We start from the raw sequence: 3,245 nt of genomic DNA on the forward strand, positions 1-3,245 counted from the left end.
CCCTCGTGGTTCCCGACGAGGTGCTCGCGAGCCTCAACCTCCCCGTCCAGTACAGCTACCTGCTGGTCGACTACCCCGCCGGCTCCGACGCCTCCGCCATTGACAAGAAGTTCGGCAACGCGGCCAACTACGGCACCGTGACGGACGCCGCCGGCCAGGACGTGGGCTCCTTCGGTATGAGCAGCACGCGCATCAGCATCTACGAGAGCACCGACTCCGTGAACGGCCTCATCAGCTACCTGTCCGTCTACGTGGGATTCGTGCTCGTGGTGGCGTGCGGCGCCATCCTCACCATCCAGCAGCTCTCCGGCGTGGCCGACGCACAGCCGAGCTACCGCCTCCTCGCGGAGCTCGGAACCGACGCCACCTCGCTTCGTCGCTCCCTTCTCGCCCAGCAGGCCGTGTTCTTCGCGTTTCCCCTGGTGGTGGCACTCACCCACTCGGCCGTGGCCCTGAAGGTGATCGTCAATGTGGTGGAGGTGCTCGGCTCGCTTACCATCGGCGGCACGGTGGGCCTCACCTGCGCCATATTCGTGATGTGCTACGGCGGCTACTTCCTGCTCACGTACGCCCTGGGCGCCGGGATGCTGCGCGAGTCCGTACGCTCGCGCTAGCCGCCGCGCACGTGCCGACCAACTCGGGTGGCGACTCGGCCATTGCCGACAAACTTGGACGCCGGCTCGCGGGTTGCCGACCAACTCGGAGAACAATCGCCCTGGTTTCATCCGAGTTGGACGGCAACCGTGCCGGCGGGCCACACGACAGACAGCCACAATTGAGCGTGCCCCGATAGCCGTTTCGACCCCATCCGGGAAGCGAAAACGACCATCGGGGCACGCTCGTTTATGAATACGGCAACCGCCGTGACGACAGGCGCCCTCAGGCAGCCGCCATCGTCCACCCCGCCCTCGCCCGTATGTCACGCGGAGGTTACCGTTGGTTGCTTCTCGGGCATGCGGGCGCGTCTCGCGCTATGCTAGTCCGTTAGCGTGCGCACCACCTTGCTCGGCTGCGTCCGCGGGAAGACAGTCGACCAGGAAGGAACCGCCATGGGCAATCCCCGCCACCAGGGCGTCTCCCGTCGCTCGTTCATCAGACTCGCGGGCCTCACCACGCTCAGCATCGGGGGCGCCACGCTCCTCACCGCCTGCGGCCCGGCCGCGCCCGACGACATCGTGGGCGAGGTCTCGACCGAGGAGGCCGCAGGCGGCTCCGGCAGCGTGACCCTTGGCGACGGCAAGACCCTGCGCGTTGGCATGGAGGCCGCCTACGCCCCGTATAACTGGCAGGTCAGCACGCCGTCCGACACCACGATTCCTATCGAGAACGTCTCAGGCGCCTACGCCGACGGCTACGACGTGCAGGCCGCCAAGCTCATCGCGCAGGCGCTCGGCATGGACCCCGTCGCCGTAAAGCTCGACTTCTCCGCGCTCATCGACTCGCTCAACAACGGACAGATCGACATCATCTGCGCCGGCATGTCGGTCACAGACGAGCGCAGGCAGTCGGCGGACTTCTCGGACTCCTACATCGACGACGACATCGTCCTCGTCACCAAGAAGGACTCGCGCTTCGCCTCGGCCACCACCTTTGCCGAGCTCAAGGGCGCGTCCATCAAGGGCCAGGCGTCCACGATGTACGATGACGTCATCGACCAGATCCCCGACGTGAACCACATGACGCCGGCCAAGACCATCCCGGCCGTGGCCGAGAGCCTCGCGTCGGGCACGAGCGACCTCGTCACCTACTCCAAGCTCTCGGTTCCCAAGCTGCTCGAGACGTATCCCGACTTCGTCGAGCTGCAGATGACCGACAAGTTCCAGGACTCCGTCATGCCCGACAACGCCGCCATCGCCAAGGGGCAGGACGCCGTGCTCGCCAAGATCAACGAGGCGATCGCGACGCTCTCGCCCGACGAGCGCCAGCAGATCTGGAACGGCTGCATGGACCGGCAGCCGGCGTAGGCCGCACGGCCACGCGCCTGCCCCCGCTGCCCGCACCGCCTCCCGCACCGCCAGAACACCAAAGGAGCCACCCACATGGCACGCCTTGCGTCATTCATCCGCCAAGACCACCGCTACGTCCTGCTGGGGACGGCGGTCGTCGCCGCCATCGGCATGCGGCTCTCGAGCTCGCCGCGCCCGGTGCTGAGCTTCATGCGCTACGCCTACCCCGTCGAGGTGGTGATGTACGCCCTGCTCGCCGCGTGGCTCGTGCTTGCCGCGGTGGGTCTCGTCCTCAAGCTCACGCACTGGGACACCTACGCCGAGACCTCGCCACTCGCGAGCCCGGCCGGCCGGCGCGCCCTGCGCCTCGCCTCGTACGCGGTCTGGGCCATCGTGGCCGTGCTCGTGGTCGACCGCATCGTGATGGGCGTGGCCACCGCGTGGAACGTGGCCGTGCACGCCTCGAGCCGCCCGGCCAACGACACGCTCCAGAGCATCCTCTACATCCTCTACCAGGGACGTGACACCTTCGTGACCGGCCTCGTGACCACCGTCGAGCTCGCCGTCATCGGCACGCTCGTGGCATTCGTGCTGGCGCTTCTCCTCGTGTTCTTCCGCATCCAGACCATCGACCGCCCCGACAACGACTTCGTCCGCTTCTGGAAGAAAGTCGGCAGCGGCTTTGCGCGCGCCTACTCGCTCGTGGTGCGCGGCACGCCGATGATGGTACAGGCGATGATTATCTACTTTGGCGTGTTTGGCCTGCTCAGGACCACCAACATGTCCACCACGCAGATCAACGGCATCTGGAGCACCTTCCTCGCCGGCCTCGTGACCATCACGCTCAACTCCACCGCCTACATGATGGAGGTGCTGCGCGGTGGCATCGAGTCCGTGGACAAGGGCCAGGCCGAGGCCGCGCGCTCGCTGGGCCTGTCGCAGTGGCAGGCGATGGCCAAGGTGGTGTTCCCGCAGGGCATCAAGTACTCGATCCCCGGCCTCTCCAACGAGCTCGTCATCAACATCAAGGACTCGTCGGTGCTGTCGATCATCGGCACGTTCGACCTCATGTTCGCGACGACCACCGTGGCCGGCATCTACTACCAGCAGTTCCAGACGAGCCTCATCGCCGCCGTCATCTACCTGGTGCTCGTTCTCATCGCGTCGTGGCTGCTGGGCAGGTTTGCCGCCCGCTTCGACGTGAAGAGCGGCCCGGTCATGAGCTCGTCGTCCAGCCACGTCACCGCAGACGGCCACACCGCCGCCCAGCTTGAGGAGTAGGACATGACTTCTGAGAGC

2 protein-coding genes and 1 pseudogene are annotated in these 3,245 nt (G+C 66.4%); all 3 read left to right on the forward strand.

All coding sequences use genetic code 11. The features are described 5' to 3' along the window. Positions 1–614, forward strand: a pseudogene (locus tag EFAMC1_RS03270) (ABC transporter permease); the annotation flags it as partial. A gap of 435 nt (positions 615–1,049) precedes the next feature. Then, on the forward strand, positions 1,050–1,964 hold the full coding sequence (locus tag EFAMC1_RS03275; RefSeq protein WP_154052902.1) for a transporter substrate-binding domain-containing protein: 915 nt from the start codon (positions 1,050–1,052) through the stop codon (positions 1,962–1,964). 75 nt (positions 1,965–2,039) lie between these two features. Continuing rightward, the gene (locus EFAMC1_RS03280; protein ID WP_154052903.1) at positions 2,040–3,227 is read left to right on the forward strand and encodes an amino acid ABC transporter permease; all 1,188 of its coding nucleotides are present in this window, start codon (positions 2,040–2,042) and stop codon (positions 3,225–3,227) included. Positions 3,228–3,245: the final 18 nt, after the last annotated feature.

Source organism: Olsenella uli (assembly GCF_901212675.1).
Taxonomy (GTDB): domain Bacteria; phylum Actinomycetota; class Coriobacteriia; order Coriobacteriales; family Atopobiaceae; genus Parolsenella; species Parolsenella uli_B.

Bases quoted from the DNA above. Each gene is read 5' to 3' on its own strand.
- EFAMC1_RS03275 (WP_154052902.1), top strand. From the start codon at position 1,050: ATGGGCAATCCCCGCCACCAGGGCGTCTCCCGTCGCTCGTTCATCAGA.
- EFAMC1_RS03280 (WP_154052903.1), top strand. From the start codon at position 2,040: ATGGCACGCCTTGCGTCATTCATCCGCCAAGACCACCGCTACGTCCTG.